Genomic DNA, 17373 nt, shown 5'->3' with positions numbered 1-17373 from the left:
AATTAGGGATTAGCCAATATTCGGTGCGTCATCCTGCCATCCTGCCGATTGCGACCATTGCTGAGTGGTGGCGTAACCAGGCGGCGGCGCGACTTGAGCTCGCCGATGCGAGCAGTCGTCCGGCTTGCTCGGGATTGAACAGGCCTCGAACAAGACGGAAATTCTCGAAGACGGAGATCGCTCTCGCCGACTACGCGCCGCGATAGCCATTCGGGTTCTTCATCTGGAAATGCCAATGGTCGGCACACATCTGTGTCAGCGATCGCGCTGATGTCCAGCCCAACAGGTTCTTCGCGAGAGTTGGATCGGCATAGCAGATTGCGACGTCACCGACCCTGCGTTGGTCGATCACATACGGCACGGGCCGGCCACTCACTTCCTTGAATGTCCGGATCACGTCCATGACGCTACTGCCGCTTCCTGTTCCGAGATTGACCGTCAGAAGGCCGGGCTGTCTCAGTTGGCTAAGGGCGCTCAGATGTCCGGATGCAAGATCGACAACGTGAATGAAGTCGCGGATCCCGGTGCCGTCCGGAGTATCATAGTCGTTTCCCCAAACATGCACCGTCGGACGTCGTCCGATCGCCACTTGTGCCACAATAGGCAACAGATTGTTCGGCACATCCAGGGGATCTTCTCCGATCAGTCCGCTTTCGTGGGCGCCAACCGGATTGAAGTAGCGCAAGATGGCAATCCGCCAATCCTTGTCGGACTCATGAAGGTCCTTCAGTATTTCTTCGATGAAGTATTTTGTGCGGCCGTACGGATTGATCGGTGCGACGGGATGCTTCTCGTCCAGCGGCAGGTACGCGGGTGTCCCGTAAACGGTTGCGGATGAACTGAAGACCAGCGTCTTGACGGATGCTCGCGTCATGGCCGACACGAGCCGCATCGTTCCCACGACGTTGTTGTCGTAATAGGTGATGGGTTGAGCGCTGGACTCGCCCACCGCCTTGAGGCCGGCGAGATGAATGACCGCAGTCACGTCGTGGGCGCGCAGGATCTGGTAGATCGCCTCTTCATTGCGAATATCGGCATGCCGGAAAATGACCGATCGCCCGCAGATGGCTCGTATCCGTTCGAGAGAGGCGCTGTTGCTGTTGGAAAGATTGTCGACCGCGACGACATCGAGCCCGGCGTCGAGTAGGGCGACAGCGATGTGGGATCCGATATAGCCGGCACCGCCGGTCAACAAGATCATTTCCGCTTCCGTTTCGCGTCTGCGTGGTCAATGCTCACCGCGCGCGGGAAATCATCCCGCGCGGTGATGCCGATGCGCCAGACCGGACGAGTCTCAGCTATTTCCGCAGTCGGATCGCCCCGTCGGCTTTTGAGCTCATGTCCTTGCGGGTATGGCCGTTGGCGAGGGAGACTTCGAAGTAGTTCTCCGCATGGTCGATCGCGCCAAGTGGCGCCGGCCGGCCCGCTCTCGCAATCTTGGGAATTTCCCGGCCAGATGGGAGGAGCCGCTCGGTTACGTCAACGATCTGATGCGCCGAACTGCTGTTTCTCGACCAAGCCGCAGATCGATGGTTCAATCCCCAGATTGCTGCCTGCGTTCTGTTTTGAACCCGAATCTTGCGAAGGATCGCCTTGATGTGAACCTTCACCGTGGCTTCGGCAATCTTGATCTTGCGCGCAATGCACTTGTTGGAATCGCCTTCAATCAGGCACTGCACAATTGAAACTTCCCGCGGCGAAAGTTGCTGAGCCAGCGTGTCATCTGCCGTTGCGACGGCATGATCGTCATCGTTGGGTACAGGAGCATCGTCCACCTCGCGTTTCTCGGTCTCGAGAGCGGACTCCAAGAATGCCGGCGGGAATACCGTCCCACCCATCATGACGAGTTCGATGGACTTGATGAACGCGTCGCAGTTCATCACGTCGATGAAATATCCGGTGGCGCCGGCTCGGAATGCGGCAACCAGATCATTCAGATGAAAGTGATCCGCGACAACTGCGACACGTGCATCCGCGTGACGGCGCTTGAACGAGTCGATTTGCTCGACTGTCGGGCGAAAATCATCGCCACTATGAACGATGAGGAACAATGACGGACTCGCGGGGGCTTTCTGAAGCGCCTCATCGCTGGGCCAATCATCGGCGTCGTATATCGAGGTTAGGACGAAATTCTCCGAATTTAGAATTCTTGCAAGGCCTTCTTTGCGAAGACTATTTTCACCAACCAGTGCAATGGCAAAAGGATATCGTCGTCTCATGGAAACTCTCCCGGACGCTACAATGATACAAGCGGTTGAAGGGTTGAACCCGATTCATTTTTGGTGGCCCGCCCAGCTGAAAAGAACGACGTAAAAACAAGCTTCCTCAGATTCGGTCGATAGAACAAACCTGGGACGAAAAGCGCTTAACTCACTCCGAAAATATTTAAGAATGTTAGATGCTAATCCCCAATATCCCTATATACCGTTGGTTATAGGCATTTGGGGCCGCCAAACTGACGAGGGTGGTCTCTCGGTCCCGGTCGACAGGCACTCGCTGAGGGTGCCTCGGATCGTCGCTGCGATTACGCGTTGTGGAATCTGGTTATCGGCGCGCTCCAGGCGGTAGATTCACGGGACCAAACGACAACAAAACCTTACTGAAATATCTCATATTGGAGTAGCTTATTAATGACATGGGCGCCGATCTGAACTGAGGGGGATTGAGGGTTGATCGGAAATGCATTTCAGTCGTGTAGTCATTGCCAGTAGATATCCAGTCGTTTTATTGGGTCTGAACTGCCTGCTCGAAGCAGAGCGTGATTTCAAAGTTGTTGCTCGCTGCAATGATATTGCGAGCTGCTTCAAGGCAATACAGAGCCTCGCGCCCGACATCGCCATTTTGGACATGTCGATGCCTGACATTTCTGGGCAGGCCATGCTCGAGGTCGCAAACTCCGGGGCGCTTGGTGTGCGGCTCGTGTTTCTTGCCGCCTCGGTTGAGGATCGCGATCTCGCCATGCTCGCAGCAGCGGGAGCTTGCGGTGTTCTTCTGAGCGAGGAGGAGCCCGAAACGCTCTTGCAGACGTTGCGGCAAGTCGCCGACGGCCAGAAGACATTGCCTCCGCCCTCGTACGAAGAAGCCATCCCTTATGCGCAAACGACGATCCCGGAGAAATATCTTGCGGTGCTGACGGACCGCGAGCGTCAGATCATGCGTTTGGTGTCGGAGGGCTTGTCGAACAAGGAGATTGGCCGCCGTCTGAAGGTGGCCGACGGTACCATCAAGGTTCATCTGCACCACATCTTCCGCAAGCTCGAGATCAGCAACAGGACCGTCCTTGCTACGCTTGCCGTCTCATATTCCGGGCCGACCGGGTCTCCATCCGTCGAATAGCGGCGACGGACCGGCGTTTTTCATCGAGCTTCATGCGCGATGATCATCCCCGCTAGGCCAACGGGCTGTCTGTCCGCCTGGAGATTGCGGAAAACGAGCGTCTCAAGGCAGTTGCGATGAAAACGCCTGCACAACAGCCGGCGCCTTTGACGAACATGTCCTTTACGTATCCATGTCTGTCGGGGAGCAGTCTTTGGATGAGTTCGAAGCCGACGACGATAGCGAGAAGGACGAGCAGGATTGGCAGCACGTGCTTCGGATAGGCGAGCGAAAAGGCGACCCCGATAATGAACAGAGCTGCAAAACGATCGATGTTCGCCGATATCAACGTGTGCGGACGGAATGCCAGCGGTGTATCGGTGACGATGAAGAGGCCTAGGATCAAACCCCAAGCCAAGCATCGGAATACGGTTTGCGTCATCCCTTGTGGTTCAGCAAGAGCGCAGTAACCTGGTTTCATCATTCGCATTCGCAACTACTCTTCAGGCGCGGCCGTTTTAAAGAGATGGATCGTCGTTGCACGATGGGGGCAAGCTCAACTGCGGATCACCATGGCGGGCTAGGTTTTGCCAAGCCACTGGCCAATGTCTCTGGATCCGATGACCCGTTTGGGCCGGTACGGGTTGATCGTTCCAGCTGAAAGTCTCTCGATGCGCTGGTCCTCCGCCAGTTTCCTTGTGAACTGCTTCGCATCCTGTTCGGATACGAATGTCGCAGTCCTTCGTGCGTGCCTGTCGGGCGGAGCATCGCGTTGATCAATGAAGGAGACGTACCAGATGTGCCTTGCTGTCATGCGGGACCTCCGAGGTCAGGTCTAGGCGCGAATACAAATTCGAGACACCAGGCGGTGATATCTGAAAGCTGATCGGCAGAAAGCTTCTTCTCCATTGTGTAGTCGTGATTGGTTTCTGCGAGCCAAAGCAGGCCGGCGATTGGTCCGTCCGCAATGGACGGGAATTGCAGCTTTCGCTCAGCGTGTCGCCGGGGCTTTCAGAGTACTCCTCCTGGACATCAAGCTTGCATGCTTCGTTCCATCGCGAAGTTTGAAGATGGCCACGAGGCGCCGCAAGCGAGCGCTGCGTTCGCTGCTATTCATGCCGCAATGGAAAACTGAAGGACGAACAGTGACTGGCCGCCCGGCTCGGGGCTGTCGCTGATTTCGACATGCCAGCGAAGATGACGCAAGAATGGCTCCGTCACGTCGTGCTTGAGTATCTCGCCGCTCAGTTCAATCGCCGTCGTCCGTGCGGCGAAAATGTCGGGAAGATCCAGGCCGACATCATCGAGCACTGAATGGCCGCCGTGGATATGAAAAAAATACCGCGGCATTGGTGTCTCCGGATGAGGCGAACATTCCGACGACTGCGACGAGCTCGACGCATCAAAGTGGTGTCATCGCACCACGGTGAGGCGGACGGCAAGCCGCTATTCTAGGAGGGCGGATCATCATTGTTGGGTACCCCGACGTGGACCTGCACCATCATCGGTTCGGAAGGTCGAGCGACGCATCGGGTCGACAGAGGAGACCAGCCGAATTCGTGTTGGCTTGTCGGCAATGAGCCAGCGATTCGGTCATCGTGATTTCGAGACAATGGCAAGCGGCTGGCGGGAAGCAGAGAGCGCCGCTCGTCACCGCGAATACAATCACGCCGTTACAGAAGCTGAGGCAGGCGGCCGACCAGCGGGAAACGGCTGCGGACCACCGGACGCGCCGAGATCTCTCGGATGGTCAGGGAAGCGTGCGGCAATGCCTAGCACCCGAAGCTAACGAGCAGCATTTTCACGACGGCCCGTGGTGCTCGCCAGCGACGCCGGCGATCAATTATTTGTGCGGTGCGGCAACATTGATATTGCATTGCAATAATAGCTGACTAACTCTGCTTATCACGTGCCACTGAGGAGCCTTCCGTGATCAAGATTTCCCTCTCCACCCTTGCCGCCGCTCTCGCGATCGCAACCGCCGCGTCCGCTGCGGAGCTTCCGACCTATGAGGCTGCGGGTCTGCCGATCTCGGCGGTGCAGGCCGGCGTGATTGGCGCCGCCAACGCCCGCGAGCAGGCGCCTGTTGCGACCACATCGGCGACGCCGCATCAGCTCAGCGTTCTGACGCCCCGCAACAAGATGACGACCGCGCGGGCCGCTGCCCGCACCGACCGCTCGGTCCACTGATCGGCATAGCCGTTCCCGGAAGGCCCGCGACGACGTCGCGGGTCTTCGGCGGGCGTAGAGCAAATACATCGCGCGCTCAGCTGCGTCCGACGCAAGCTCGCGCCGCTCGCCGCCGCCAAGTGGCGCCTCACGCCGTTGGCGCGAACTCCCGCAGGTGGAGTTTGATTGCGGCGTCGACCTCGTCCGGGTGATCGACCTGAGGCAGTCGCCGAGGTCGAGAAATGGTGGCCGATCGTCAAGTCGGCGAATATCAAGGCGGAATAGCTACAACGATGATTTTCGGCGTGATCGGCAGATGCGCGTTAAGGCATCCGCTGTCATGGCAGGGCTGGCAGCTTGCAGGCTCGGCACTGGAAATCGTCGCCGCGCTCGTCGGCGCGAACTTCGAATTCCTCCGAAACCCGAACAATTCGGTTGCGAAGCGGGGCGACCTCGGAAAGCTCAGCGTGGCCCGTGCGTCGGCATTTCGGGCACCGCAGGATCTCAATCCAGTAGGTTTGGGTCATGACGTCGTCTGCAAACGCTCGCGCAATGATAACCCCGACTGGCGCGAAGAAAATTGATCCAGCTCAAAAACGCGGCCGCATCTCCTCCAATTCCGCACCTGTTCAAACGCCAAAGCGCGTTTCGAGGCCCCGGGGCGAGCGCTGCTCAAATCGGTGAAAACCCTGACCGCGTTAACCTTTGATTAACCATGCGGTCCGATTGTTAACCATTCGACAAGACAACCGAGTCAGGGGCGATGGACGCAACTCAACAGGTCGCACGTCAGCAGGTCCGCATGCGCGGCCGTTCCTACGTTGCGTTCGTTTTCTCGCCGGTCGTGCCTGTCGTGTCCTGGCTGGCCGAGATCGACGCGACGCTGGCGAAGTCGCCGGGCTTCTTCACCGGAAAGCCCATCGTGCTCGACCTCTCGGCGGTCGATCTCAGCCAGACCGCGATCGCGCATCTGATCGGCAGCCTCGGCGAGCGCAACATCCGCATCCTCGGCATCGAGGGCGTCGACGAATCGAAGCTCGGCGCCAACATGCCGCCGCTTCTGACCGGCGGCAGGGCCTGCGCGATCACCCATGTCGAGCCGCAGAAGCCGCAGGTGCAGGAAAAAAACAAGGACAAGGACAAGACCAAGTTGCCGTCGCTGCTGCTGGAGAGCCCGGTCCGTTCCGGCCAGTCGATCGTGTTTGCCGAGGGCGACGTCACCGTGCTCGGCTCGGTCGGCTCCGGCGCCGAGATCGTCGCCGGCGGCTCGATCCATGTCTATGGCACGCTACGCGGCCGCGCGATGGCCGGCATCAACGGCAATTCGGCGGCCCGCATCTTCTGCCAGAGGATCGAGGCCGAGCTGCTCGCGATCGATGGCTACTACCAGACTGCGGAAGAAATCGCCGACAGCTTGCGCAACCGGCCCGCCCAGGCGTGGCTCGAGGGCGAAATGCTGCGCATTACACCATTGAACTGACCGACCACAAGGAGAGAGAGAATGGCCAAGGTATTGGTCGTGACGTCTGGGAAGGGCGGGGTCGGCAAAACGACCTCAACCGCCGCGCTCGGCGCGGCGCTCGCGCAAATGGGTCAGAACGTCGTCGTCATCGATTTCGACGTCGGCCTGCGCAACCTCGATCTGGTGATGGGCGCGGAGCGTCGGGTGGTGTTCGACCTCATCAACGTGGTGCAGGGCGTCGCCAAGCTGCCGCAGGCGCTGATCCGCGACAAGCGGCTGGAGAATCTCTGGCTGCTGCCGGCGTCGCAGACCCGCGACAAGGACGCGCTGAGCGAAGAGGGCGTCAAGCACGTGATCGCCGACCTCAAGACCAAGTTCGACTGGATCCTGTGCGACAGCCCGGCCGGCATCGAGCGCGGCGCGACGCTCGCGATGCGCTACGCCGACGAGGCCGTTATCGTCACCAATCCGGAAGTGTCGTCGGTTCGCGACTCCGACCGCATCATCGGCATGCTCGATTCCAAGACGGTCCGCGCCGAGCGCGGCGAGCGCGTCGAGAAGCATCTTCTGGTCACCCGCTATGATGCCGGCCGCGCGGCGCGCGGCGAGATGCTCTCGATCGACGATATCCTGGAGATCCTTGCGACCCCCTTGCTCGGCATCGTCCCGGAAAGCCAGGACGTGCTGCGCGCCTCCAATGTCGGCTGCCCGGTCACGCTGAACGCAGCAAGCAGCGCGCCGGCGCGGGCCTATACCGATGCGGTGCGCCGCCTGATGGGCGAGGCGGTGGAGATGACCGTGCCGGTTCAACGCAAGGGACTGATGGATCGGCTACTGCGACGGAGGGCGGCATGATGAACGTAATGCGGCTGTTCGGCGGCCGCGCCGCATCGGCGCCCGTCGCGCGGGAGCGGTTGCAGATCCTGCTTTCGCATGAGCGTGGCCGGACCGGCGCGCCAGATCTCCTGGAGACACTTCGCTCGGAAATCCTGAGCGTGGTTTCCAAGCATATCGACGTCGACCCCGACAAGGTCGTGGTCCGGATGGACCGTGGCAAGTTCGTCTCGATGCTCGAGGTCGACATCGAGGTTCCCAATGGCGTGCAACGATCGAAGATGGTGGCGGCCACATGACGGCAGACAGCGATAGTCACATTGCCTGGCAGCGCGCGCAGCTCAAGAAGCTGCGGGCGGCGTTGAGGGCGATCGAGGCCGATCAGCTCGGCAAGGCCAATTGCGGCCGCGCGACGCAGATGACGATCGACGAATTGCAGCGCAAGATCGGCGAGTCGGGCCGCTGCATCGCGGAGTACGAGCGCCGGACCCGTCGCCCGCTGGCGACGGACCTCGGCAGCCTCGCCAGCGTCAGCTGGACGCACTGGAACGCCAACATGCCGATGGCCAAGGCGCCGCGCCACCGCGCGTAGTGCGATAATTCTCCCGTCGTCATTGCGAGCCACCCGGTCGGCGCAAGACGCCGCCGGATGACAGGCTCCGCGAAGCAATCCATTTTTCCGCATAGGCGGCTCGATGGATTGCTTCGTCGCTATCGCTCCTCGCAATGACGTGGAGAGAGCAGCGACCTACAGCAAAAACGCCAGCGCGCTCTCGCAACTATCCTCGACTTTGAGGGTGAGCAGCTCGTCGGCGCGGGTGCGGCCGAGATTGACGGCGGCAATCGGCAGGCCGTGCTGCTCTGCCATCCGGACGAAGCGAAAGCCGGAATAGACCATCAGCGAGGAGCCGACCACCAGCACGGCGTCGGCCTGCTCGAGATGCGCCTGCGCCGACGCGACCGTATCGCGCGGCACGTTCTCGCCGAAGAACACCACATCGGGTTTCAGCACGCCGCCGCAGGCTTCGCAGGCCGGCACCACGAACGACGAAAAATCTTGCTCGAGATCGGCGTCGCCGTCGGGAGCGTCGGCGGCATCGAGCGTGAGCCAGGCGGGGTTTCGTTGCGCGAGCTCGTGCTGGAATTGTTCGCGCGGCATCGTCGCGCCGCAGCCGAGGCAGCGCACCACGTCTAATCGGCCGTGCAGGTCGATCACCCGCCGGCTGCCGGCGGCCTGGTGCAGGCGGTCGACATTCTGGGTCAGCAGCAGCTCGCAGCGCCCCTGCTGTTCGAGCTTGGCCAGCGCGCGATGCGCGCCGTTCGGCGCGGCGCGGCCGAACCGTCGCCAGCCCACCATGCTGCGCGCCCAGTAGCGCTGCCGCGTCGCCGCCTCGCCCAAGAACGCCTGGATGGTGACCGGGCGCGTCCGCTTCCAGTTGCCGTCGCTGTCGCGATAGTCAGGAATGCCGGAATTGGTGCTGCAGCCCGCCCCGGTCAGGACAAACAGGCGCTGGTGGCCGGCGACGAAATCCTCGAGGGCGGGGTGTGGCATGGCAGCACATCTAGTGCGGCGTGCGTATCTGCGCCAGATGTGGGGCCTGCCGCGAGCGGACCTTTCACGCCGCCTCTGCGTTGACGGCATGGCACCCGAGGCGTGGTGCTGCGCGCGCCTGTTTGCCTGGCGCAATTGCCGACGGAGTGATCGATGCGGCCGGGATTCATCGTCGTCGTTTGCGGGCTGATGTCGTTGGCCTCATCGCCGTCCCATGGTCAGGATGCGGGCGTGTCCGGCGAGCAGGCGTTCAACAATTCCTGCCGCACCTGCCACACGGTCAAGGACGGCGACAACCGCGTTGGCCCGAACCTGCACAATGTCGTCGGCCGCAAAGCCGGGTCGGTTGCGGACTTCCCTTATTCGGAGGCGATGAAATCATCCGACATCGTCTGGGATGAGAGCACGCTGCTGCGCTTCATCGAAGATCCCGAGGCCGTGGTGTCGGGCAACGGCATGAAGCCGTATACCGGCGTGCGTTCGGCGGAGGATCGCGCCAGGATCGTGGCGTTCCTGAAATCCCCCGGCAAGTGACCGTTGGCGGAAGGCCGGTCTCACCTTGCCGGCACGACGAAGACCTGGCCGGGATAGATCAAATTGGGATTGCGGATCTGCTGCGAGTTGGCCCGATAGATCACGGCGTAGCGCTGTCCGGCGCCGAATGCGCGCTGGCTGATCCGCCACAGGCTGTCGCCGCGGGCGACGGTGGTCGTCGTGATCTTCGGCACGATCACGGCGGAGGGGGACTTCACATCGGATGCGGTGGCGGTTGCCGCCGCGGCGAGCTGCGGTTTGACCACATCCGCGCGGCCGGACGAGGTTGGCGATGCCGGGATCGATGCGGTCGTCATCATGTCCGGAACGTTGAACGGCACCTCGGCCCGCGCGCGGACCTTGCCGGAGCTGGGATCGACGTCGTCAAGCCGCACCTGATAGTTGCCGGCGGTCACGCCCTTGTTGATCGTGACCGAGAGATGTCCCGCCTCGTCGGCCGTCGCGGACGTGATCAAGCTGCCGTTGAGATAGAGCCTGACGGTCGCGCCGGGAGCTGCCTGACCGCTCACATGGAGCTTGCCGTCCGGTTCGGTTTCGACGGCCTCGATGGCCACTTTCCCAGCGGCCGGCGCCGTGGCCGCAGGTTGCGACAGCACGCGGACCGGTTTGTCCGGTGCCATCAGCGCCACCATCGGCCGCTCCCGCGTCGCAGCCTCGAGCGCCACCGCCACGCTTTGCTTGGAGGTCACCTGCTTACCGTCGCGCGTCATGCGCAGGGTGAGGTCATAGTTTCCCGGCGGAAGCGGGCGCGGGACCATGACGAACTGGCCGGACTTGTCCACCACGACGCGATCGTGCACCTCGCCATTGCGCAGCAGTTCCACCGTCGTGCCCGGTAGCGCCCGGCCGGCAACAACGGTCTCGCCGGTCGGCTCTATGTTGACGACGTCGAACTCCGGCACCGCGTCGCCGCCTGGTGCTGGCGCCGGTCCCGCCAGCACGTCGGCCAAGGCCGCGGTCTCGGTTTGCGCCTTTGCCAGCGCGGTCTTGTTTTGGTCTCGCGCCGGAGCCGCTGGCGCGGATGGTGCCGTCGCCGTCAAAGGCGTGCTCCCGCCCAGGATTTGCTGGGTTTGGCGGATGCCGAAGACGAGCGCCGCCGTGCCGCCGGCGGCAAGTGCCAGCAACGGAATGACCAGTCGGATCGCCGTGGCGTTCATGATTGTCATCCGCGGATGATGTCCCCCGCGCATCCGCGCGCGACCCCCGCCCCCCGCGGGGATTTAGTGAGAGACTGCGCCGGTTTGCGCCGGCCATCAAGTCGGATGAAGGGATTACTTCTCTCGGGCAGGCCGGCCGATCTGGCGGCTCGCGGCGCCCGGCCCGGGTCGGGATCACGTCAGGTTCAAAATTCCAGCGCCGCATTGTCCACCACCTCCTTCATGACGAAGAAGGTGCGGGTCTGCCGCACGCCGGGCAGCGCGATCAGCTGATCGCCATGGATGCGCTTGAAGTCGTCGACGTCGCCGGCGCGGATCTTGAGGAAGTAGTCGAAATCGCCGGCGACGAGGTGGCAGTCGAGCACGCATTTGAGCTTCGCCACCGCCTGCTCGAAGCTCGCAAAGCTTTCCGGTGTCGAGCGGTCGAGCACGACGCCGACCATCACCAACGTGCCCTTGCCGAGCTTGCGCGGCGCCACCATGGCGCGGACGCCGCTGAGATAACCCTCGTCGAACAGCGCTTGCGTCCGGCGATGGCAGGTGGCGGGGCTGACGCCGACCTGATCGGCCAGCTCGGCATTGCTGAGCCGGCCGTTCTTTTGCAGCAATCTCAACATCTTGAGGTCGATGCGGTCGAGTCGGGCGGACATGGAAGAATCTCTCACTATTGGTCGATTTCATGAGAGAAAATATACCATCAGGGCCAGATCCGGCAATCTTCGGCAATTGTGCAAGCTGAGTTAGAGAGCACCTTTCGCGCCAGGGGTGATAGCTGTGGTCGCCGTTTCAGACCACCAAAGAGGATGCCAGCATGCTGGAGAAGTTCGCGCGCTATCCACTCACATTCGGGCCGACTGCCATCGAGAAGCTCGATCGGCTGTCAAAGCATCTCGGCGGCAAGGTCGAGCTCTATGCCAAGCGCGAGGATTGCAATTCCGGGCTCGCCTATGGCGGCAACAAGCTGCGCAAGCTCGAATACATCATCCCCGATGCGATCGCCTCCAATGCCGACACGCTGGTCTCGATCGGCGGCGTGCAGTCGAATCACACCCGCATGGTCGCGGCCGTCGCGGCCAAGATCGGCATGAAGTGCCGGCTGGTGCAGGAAAGCTGGGTGCCGCATGAGGACGCGGTCTATGATCGCGTCGGCAACATCCTGCTTTCGCGCGTCATGGGCGCCGATGTGCGGCTGGTCGACGAAGGCTTCGACATCGGCATCCGCAAGAGCTGGGAGCAGGCGATCGAGGAAGTGAAGGCGGCGGGCGGCAAGCCCTATGCGATTCCGGCCGGCGCCTCCGTGCACAAATTTGGCGGGCTCGGCTATGTCGGCTTCGCCGAGGAGGTGCGCGCGCAGGAGCGCCAGCTCGGCGTCAAGTTCGACTACATCATCGTCTGCACGGTGACCGGCTCGACCCATGCCGGCATGCTGGTCGGCTTCGCCGCCGATGGGCGCGCGCGCAACGTGATCGGCATCGACGGTTCGTTCACGCCCGCGCAGACCAAGGCGCAGGTGCTGTCGATCGCGCAGAACACCGCAAAGCTCGTCGAGCTCGGCCGCGACATCGTCGAGGATGATGTCGTGCTGATCGAGGACTACGCCTATCCCGCCTACGGCGTGCCGTCGGAGGAGACCAAGGAGGCGATCCGGCTCAGCGCGCGGCTGGAAGGCATGATCACCGACCCCGTCTACGAAGGCAAGTCGATGCAGGGCATGATCGATCTGGTGCAGAAGGGCTATTTCCCGGCCGGATCGAAGGTGCTCTACGCCCATCTCGGCGGCGCACCGGCGCTCAACGGCTACGCCTACGCGTTCAGGAACGGCTGAGGCGAGCGGGCTTCTAATTTCGTGGCTTCGTAGCCCGGATGAAGCGAAGCGCAATCCGGTAAGGTCTCTCGGCGGCACGATCCCCGGATTTCGCGGAGCCTGTCATCGGGCGCGCGTTCGCGCGACCCGTTGGCTGCATCCGGGCTATGCATTCTTACCTCCCCTTGAAAAGGGGAGGTCGCTTTGCTCGCAGAGCAAAGGGGGTGGGGATCTGCTCTCTCCGCTTGCAGCGTCGCCTGTAGCTGACCCCCATCCCGACCTTCCCCCTTTCAGGGGGAAGGGGAAGAGAAGTCCGTAGCCGGGATGAAGCAAAGCGTAGTCCGGCAGGCTTCAGCAGCGCGGATAGAAAGTCCCGGATTTGGCGGAGCCTGTCATCGGCCACGCGTTCGCGCGACCCGTTGGCTCCATCCGGGCTACGTTCGATGTCCCACGTCAGGTCCGCGTCAGCTTCGCCCGGTAATTTCACTGGGCCGGGCGAGTTGGGAGACCATCGCGTGAGGATGATGAATGCGGCCGGCCGAGCCATCGCCGCGCTCGGCGTTGGCATCGTCGCCGTGGGGCACTGGGTCTGGACCTATCAGGGCCACGGCACCGCGCGGCACGCCCGCCTGCTGGCGATGAATCACGCAGTCGAGCTCTATGCCGGCATCTTCCTGATCGGCGTCGGCGTCCATGCCCTCGCATCCTGGTACTGGTTCAGCGATCCAAATCCGCCGGCGCGCTCCTCGGTCGGGGAGCCGCAATAGCGTCCGCCTTGGCGGCAATGCTCCGGTTGAGCTGCTGTCCTGGTTAGGGGGATTATATACTTGACAAGTACCACTAACCTCCGCGCGCCTCGTCCAAGATACCGACGCCGCCAATGCAGGTGAGCCAACCGGAAACTATGAGCCCGATGGAAAGCGGAAAATCCAGCAACCAAACAACAATCTTTTGAACGCCTATCCACGACAGGGATGGGTCTGGAATCGTTGCTCCGAGATGGATGATCGCGAGCGCGTCTCTAATGGCAAATGGTGTCCAGACGCCGTTCTGTAGCCATAGGAGGCCTTGGTAGGCGATCACTGCGGGCCCGCATAGTCCAATGACTACGCCGCCGATAGCGACAACAAGGCCAAACGCCACCCCGGCTTCGTCCTCATTCATTTCTTGCGTGGCTCAGGCTTCTTCGTCGCCAGCCGCTTCATGAGTTCGTCCGCAGCGGATTTGTCTTCGTCCGCCTCGATCTCGCGAGCCTTGTCGATGAAGGCTTTCGAATGCTCGGGGTTGTCAGGCTGATCCCGATGCTTTTTTTGCGTCTTCAGTTTTGGATTCATCAATGAACTCTTCCATAGGGGTTTTCGGGGGCGCGACAGGCTCGGCCGGCTTGGGCGGCTCTGGCGGCAGACAAATTTTCAGCATTTTGCCATCCAGCCGCGCGATCTTCCCCGATAGATCGATGAGATTCTCATGGTCGAACGTATGAAGTTCATCGACGTTGTTCAAAAGCGCCGTAGCAACATGAATTCCATCTTGCGGCTTCACGATGGTCGGATACTTGCGGAGCAACGTTCTCGCGCAGGTCCCAACATCGTAATCGACTTGTACCCGCGTTACGAAGCTCTGCAGAATATATGCTTCGAACTCGGAGTCTTTGTCGGGCGGCAATTGCTTCGCAAGCCCTTTTGTCAATGGGCGCTTGTATACCTCTGCGAGAGTAAAGTTTGAGGTCCAGATTTCAACGCCACCTGATTGCGCTTGCTCAATAAGGTGTTTCAATCTGCTGAATCGACCTTCCTCTTGCTGGATCAAAGCGATCCACGCGCACGCATCCCAATAGTACTTCGTTTTCTCAACCAAGAGTCCCGTCTCTCAATCGATTAAGATATTCGCTAATGGAGAGGCCGGATGTGAAATCCCTGTCTCTGATGTCCTCAAGAGTGACCTTTCGCTCTTGAATCTTACGGACGTCGCGAGCCTCAACGAGAGCTATCGCGCCGTTCTTTCCGTATTTTATAGTGCCACTGACAATGACGCGGCTATGTTTCCAAAAATCTTCGTATCTGGCTTTGTTCGCCAACTCGGTCTGCAGGCTACCGCTCAGCACGCACCATACCGGCTTCTTAGTTCTGCTATCGACAACGGAGATCGCGGGGCGCCCTCTATAAGTGTCCAGGTTGCTGAAGACCCCTTCGATAGATCCAACTTCCTCTTTCGCATGCTTGAAATCATAAAGTTCTGGATGCTCTTTATGCTCAAGAGTCTCAACAGCCTTGCGCGCGAACGCAGGCGTAATTTGAAACGGCTCTCCGATTTCGAAATCAACAGTCGTCACGCCGACGCCGTTTAAGTTTCTGCGGTATAGGTGCTCAGCGATTTCGATTCGCTTTTTCCCCCATGTATTGATGTCGGGTATTTCGCCTCGCTCAATTGTCCTGAGGCCATCTATGACGCTGTTCTTTTCCATCCGCGCAATGACAGAAACGTCTACTCCCGGCTCAAGGCTGACAGCCTCTCCCGTAACCTCGAAAGGACTATTCGTGCTTGCCCGAGAGAGCTTCCATTCGATCCCCTGATCGCCTTTGGGTCCAGCAGATAGGAGATTGAAAAAATCCAATACCTGTTGCATTGCGTCCTGAACGGTCAAGACGTCGGGATGTGCGCCAGAGGCGCGAACAGTTATCGTTATCTTTTCGGTCACGCCTCTTTACTCGGTTACGCTTGGGACCGACGAGTCCCGGTAGGTCAACCTCTTCCCGACAATACCACGAAGCGCCCTGGTGGTGCGAGCCTCGTCGGGGACGCCGAGAGCCATTCTTTCATTATACCTAAAGTCGAATTCAGCCAGATAGCGCTTCAAGGGCTGCTGGCTGACGTGGTGGTGCGCACCGTTAATGCCACGCTTCAAAATGGAAAAGTAACCTTCAATCGTGTTCGTGTGTGCGCCGCCGCGAACGTACTCGCCAGCGCCGTGGTTGACGGTTTCGTGCAGGTCGTAGTCACCGCCTATAGTTTTGGCGACAAGACCCTCATCGGTCATCACGGCAGTCTTGCCATCGACCTGCGCTTGCAAGGTCGGGCGCAGAGTCTTTGCAGTGATCTGTGGGACGTGGTGAGAGCGGACCTTGCGCCGCGCTCGACCAGAGAGAAAACCGCTTCCTTGCCCGCGCCACCCGTTCCCAGATGCTTGCGCTTGCTGCGGTGCTTGTTCTTCTCCAGCCCGCCTACGTAGGTCTCGTTGATCTCGACCGTCTTGCCTTCGCCGCCCATCGGAAAATGGCCTTCGCGCATGGCCTCGCGCAGCCTGTGCTCCATGAACCAAGCGGTTTTGTAGGTAACCTTAAGGGTGCGGTGCAGTTGATGCGCGCTGATGCCCTTCTTGCTGGATGCCATCAGGTGTGCAGCTTGAAACCAGATGTGCAGCTTGACGTGGCTGCGCTCGAAAATGGTTCCGACCGTGACCGTAAACTCGCGCTGCAGGGACCACAGCGGCGCAGACCAGCCCGGCCGCCCTTGACGTCCGTAATGCGGTCAAAGCCGCCACAGCGCGGGCAATGAGGCCCCTGCGGCCACACGATCTCCTCCAGCCGCGCGATAGCTGCGGCCTCATTGTGGAAGTGCGGTGCGGACAGGACGGACACGGCGGATTCCCTCTATGGTTGACTCAACCATAGACCGCTCGTACTTGCCAAGTATATAATCCCCCTGCTTAGGGCACTCCTAGAGGGGAATTCGGACACCTGATGCCCGGTGGAATCTGGACATGGGACACTGCCGCTGACTGACATACGCTAAAGCGCCCGCCGATCCGACGTGTAATGCTTTGAACATTATGTTCAGGACAGATTTAGATGGCGTCGAGTTCAGCCTCATAGGCTTGGCGGGGATATCGCTCGTCGCGTTCATCATCAGCTTAGGCTGGCTTCTGATCGGCTGAACTGCCGTAGCTCATTGGAAACGTCAACTTGGCCTTAGCGCTCTCCCGGCGCTGGGGCCGCTTTCTAATCAGGACACCTCCAAAATCAACTTGGGATACGGGGCCTAAATGCGGACAGCACCCCGGTTGAGATGCTGTCCCAGTTAGGACATTCGCTTGGGGAAATCAGGACACTCATTCACATATGCAAATGCCCTTCCGTACCATCGAGGTTCTAGCTCACGCGGGGGTGTCCATAATCTTTCCCTACCCCACGGGCGCTCCTCGGCCTCAGCCTCCTTGCCCGAGTGCTGGGGCCGTTTGCTTGAGTGCCGCATCGCATCTGCGATGAAATGCAAGCTGACTTTCCTATGCAAATGCGGGAACAGACCTATTGGGCGCAGGGTCGAGTTCTCATGGGAATGACAATCCCTCTGGCCCCCCGGCGCTAGCTACGTGCCGGGGCCGCCTTATTCTCAGCGGCGCGGTAAGGCGGCCTCAGCGTTCGTTCCAACGCGCTGGGGCCGTTTCCTTGAGGGCGTCACGGGGAACAGTCTCGCTGGAAGGCCTGATTGATCGCCACTCTCTACAGTAGCATCTCGGATTGGTGTG

The 17373-nt window shown here is 60.6% G+C and carries 21 protein-coding genes and 1 pseudogene; 10 read left to right on the top strand and 12 right to left on the bottom strand.

The window, feature by feature from the left end:
- Nucleotides 1-190: 190 nt before the first annotated feature.
- Nucleotides 191-1201 (bottom strand): UDP-glucose 4-epimerase GalE, encoded by a 1011-nt coding sequence (gene galE, locus ACVMIH_RS25530; protein WP_456854502.1) that lies wholly within the window; start codon nt 1199-1201, stop codon nt 191-193.
- 97 nt (nt 1202-1298) lie between these two features.
- On the bottom strand, nt 1299-2219 hold the full coding sequence (locus ACVMIH_RS25525; protein WP_057021175.1) for a LuxR C-terminal-related transcriptional regulator: 921 nt from the start codon (nt 2217-2219) through the stop codon (nt 1299-1301).
- Between the two features lie 460 nt (nt 2220-2679).
- On the opposite strand from ACVMIH_RS25525, the gene ACVMIH_RS25520 reads away from it, so the two are divergent.
- Nucleotides 2680-3336, top strand: a complete 657-nt coding sequence (locus ACVMIH_RS25520) for a LuxR C-terminal-related transcriptional regulator (protein ID WP_225162391.1) — start codon at nt 2680-2682, stop codon at nt 3334-3336.
- A gap of 52 nt (nt 3337-3388) precedes the next feature.
- Here ACVMIH_RS25520 and ACVMIH_RS25515 read toward each other — a convergent pair whose 3' ends face one another.
- Nucleotides 3389-3805, bottom strand: coding sequence for a VanZ family protein (locus tag ACVMIH_RS25515; RefSeq protein ID WP_083715236.1), 417 nt, complete (start codon nt 3803-3805; stop codon nt 3389-3391).
- A gap of 623 nt (nt 3806-4428) precedes the next feature.
- Nucleotides 4429-4665: a DUF6894 family protein gene (locus ACVMIH_RS25510; protein WP_028335246.1), complete on the bottom strand. Its 237-nt coding sequence runs from the start codon at nt 4663-4665 to the stop codon at nt 4429-4431.
- Nucleotides 4666-5244: 579 nt separating this feature from the next.
- Here ACVMIH_RS25510 and ACVMIH_RS25505 point away from each other — a divergent pair.
- From ACVMIH_RS25505 to ACVMIH_RS25480, 6 genes are all read left to right on the top strand, one after another.
- On the top strand, nt 5245-5505 hold the full coding sequence (locus tag ACVMIH_RS25505) for a hypothetical protein (protein WP_076834843.1): 261 nt from the start codon (nt 5245-5247) through the stop codon (nt 5503-5505).
- A gap of 221 nt (nt 5506-5726) precedes the next feature.
- Nucleotides 5727-6068: a hypothetical protein gene (locus ACVMIH_RS25500; RefSeq protein WP_456782899.1), complete on the top strand. Its 342-nt coding sequence runs from the start codon at nt 5727-5729 to the stop codon at nt 6066-6068.
- Nucleotides 6069-6247: 179 nt separating this feature from the next.
- Nucleotides 6248-6964, top strand: a complete 717-nt coding sequence (gene minC / locus ACVMIH_RS25495) for a septum site-determining protein MinC (protein WP_028335249.1) — start codon at nt 6248-6250, stop codon at nt 6962-6964.
- A 21-nt stretch (nt 6965-6985) separates the two neighbouring features.
- Complete coding sequence (minD, locus tag ACVMIH_RS25490; RefSeq protein ID WP_057021178.1) at nt 6986-7801, top strand: septum site-determining protein MinD; 816 nt, start codon at nt 6986-6988, stop codon at nt 7799-7801.
- Nucleotides 7801-8079, top strand: coding sequence for a cell division topological specificity factor MinE (gene minE / locus ACVMIH_RS25485; protein WP_026192121.1), 279 nt, complete (start codon nt 7801-7803; stop codon nt 8077-8079). The genes minD and minE overlap by 1 nt, the downstream gene beginning before the upstream one ends.
- Nucleotides 8076-8372, top strand: a complete 297-nt coding sequence (locus ACVMIH_RS25480; protein ID WP_057021179.1) for a hypothetical protein — start codon at nt 8076-8078, stop codon at nt 8370-8372. The genes minE and ACVMIH_RS25480 overlap by 4 nt, the downstream gene beginning before the upstream one ends.
- A gap of 156 nt (nt 8373-8528) precedes the next feature.
- Here ACVMIH_RS25480 and ACVMIH_RS25475 read toward each other — a convergent pair whose 3' ends face one another.
- Complete coding sequence (locus tag ACVMIH_RS25475; RefSeq protein WP_076834846.1) at nt 8529-9332, bottom strand: NAD-dependent protein deacetylase; 804 nt, start codon at nt 9330-9332, stop codon at nt 8529-8531.
- 153 nt (nt 9333-9485) lie between these two features.
- Between ACVMIH_RS25475 and ACVMIH_RS25470 the strand changes: the two genes are divergently transcribed.
- Nucleotides 9486-9866: a c-type cytochrome gene (locus ACVMIH_RS25470; RefSeq protein ID WP_229189985.1), complete on the top strand. Its 381-nt coding sequence runs from the start codon at nt 9486-9488 to the stop codon at nt 9864-9866.
- Between the two features lie 20 nt (nt 9867-9886).
- Here the strand turns inward: ACVMIH_RS25470 and ACVMIH_RS25465 are convergent, their stop codons facing one another.
- Together ACVMIH_RS25465 and ACVMIH_RS25460 are read right to left on the bottom strand one after the other, a co-directional pair.
- Nucleotides 9887-11044: an Ig-like domain-containing protein gene (locus ACVMIH_RS25465; RefSeq protein ID WP_456854504.1), complete on the bottom strand. Its 1158-nt coding sequence runs from the start codon at nt 11042-11044 to the stop codon at nt 9887-9889.
- A 185-nt stretch (nt 11045-11229) separates the two neighbouring features.
- The gene (locus ACVMIH_RS25460) at nt 11230-11694 is read right to left on the bottom strand and encodes an Lrp/AsnC family transcriptional regulator (protein ID WP_057021181.1); all 465 of its coding nucleotides are present in this window, start codon (nt 11692-11694) and stop codon (nt 11230-11232) included.
- Nucleotides 11695-11855: 161 nt separating this feature from the next.
- Here ACVMIH_RS25460 and ACVMIH_RS25455 point away from each other — a divergent pair, with 161 nt between their 5' ends.
- Both ACVMIH_RS25455 and ACVMIH_RS25450 read left to right on the top strand, forming a co-directional pair.
- Nucleotides 11856-12869 (top strand): 1-aminocyclopropane-1-carboxylate deaminase, encoded by a 1014-nt coding sequence (locus tag ACVMIH_RS25455; RefSeq protein WP_057021182.1) that lies wholly within the window; start codon nt 11856-11858, stop codon nt 12867-12869.
- A 500-nt stretch (nt 12870-13369) separates the two neighbouring features.
- Nucleotides 13370-13615 carry a hypothetical protein gene (locus ACVMIH_RS25450; protein WP_456866553.1) on the top strand — a complete coding sequence of 82 codons (246 nt, stop codon included), beginning with the start codon at nt 13370-13372 and terminating at the stop codon, nt 13613-13615.
- Nucleotides 13616-13688: 73 nt separating this feature from the next.
- Here the strand turns inward: ACVMIH_RS25450 and ACVMIH_RS25445 are convergent, their stop codons facing one another.
- The 5 genes and pseudogenes from ACVMIH_RS25445 to ACVMIH_RS25425 form a co-directional block, all read right to left on the bottom strand.
- On the bottom strand, nt 13689-14012 hold the full coding sequence (locus ACVMIH_RS25445) for a hypothetical protein (RefSeq protein WP_456863801.1): 324 nt from the start codon (nt 14010-14012) through the stop codon (nt 13689-13691).
- A complete protein-coding gene (locus tag ACVMIH_RS25440) occupies nt 14009-14182 on the bottom strand; it encodes a hypothetical protein (RefSeq protein ID WP_456863798.1) in 174 nt (57 codons plus the stop codon). Before ACVMIH_RS25440 ends, ACVMIH_RS25445 begins: the two co-directional genes overlap by 4 nt.
- Entirely contained in the window at nt 14136-14705 is a 570-nt protein-coding gene (locus tag ACVMIH_RS25435) for a type II toxin-antitoxin system VapC family toxin (RefSeq protein ID WP_456863795.1), read from the bottom strand. Before ACVMIH_RS25435 ends, ACVMIH_RS25440 begins: the two co-directional genes overlap by 47 nt.
- Nucleotides 14698-15546 (bottom strand): hypothetical protein, encoded by an 849-nt coding sequence (locus ACVMIH_RS25430; RefSeq protein ID WP_456863792.1) that lies wholly within the window; start codon nt 15544-15546, stop codon nt 14698-14700. The genes ACVMIH_RS25435 and ACVMIH_RS25430 overlap by 8 nt, the downstream gene beginning before the upstream one ends.
- 6 nt (nt 15547-15552) lie before the next feature.
- Nucleotides 15553-16486, bottom strand: a pseudogene (locus ACVMIH_RS25425) (IS1595 family transposase).
- Nucleotides 16487-17373: the final 887 nt, after the last annotated feature.

This window comes from Bradyrhizobium sp. USDA 4503 (genome assembly GCF_054055815.1).
The sequence above is the reverse complement of the archived record's forward strand: the minus strand, read 5'-3'. Positions and strand labels throughout refer to the sequence as shown.